Raw genomic sequence first — 261 nt, 5'->3', positions numbered from 1 at the left:
GGCGCTTGCTCAGATTCGGCTTGGGATAAACGGCCTCAAGCCCCATGATCCGCATCAGACGGCGTATGCGCTTGCGATTGACCTCAAAACCTTGATCGCGAAGAATTCGTGTCATGCGGCGGTAGCCATAGTAGGGATGCTTCATATAGATTTCGTCGATCCGGTGCATGAGCAGCACATTCTCTTCGCTCTCGCGCTGCTCCTTGGCCGGTCGGTAGATGCTGGTACGATTCACAGACAGCAGCTCAGCTTGGCGCTTGA

The 261-nt window shown here is 55.2% G+C and carries 1 protein-coding gene; it reads right to left on the bottom strand.

Annotated features, from left to right (window positions below):
- A partial coding sequence (locus tag NR121_RS25115) for an IS3 family transposase (protein ID WP_256832152.1) occupies positions 1–261 on the bottom strand: 261 nt, incomplete at both ends.

Origin of the sequence: Paenibacillus sp. Pae15 (assembly GCF_024519685.1) — a bacterium.
GTDB classification, from domain to species: domain Bacteria; phylum Bacillota; class Bacilli; order Paenibacillales; family NBRC-103111; genus Paenibacillus_G; species Paenibacillus_G naphthalenovorans.
This window is presented reverse-complemented; position numbering and strand designations above follow the sequence as displayed.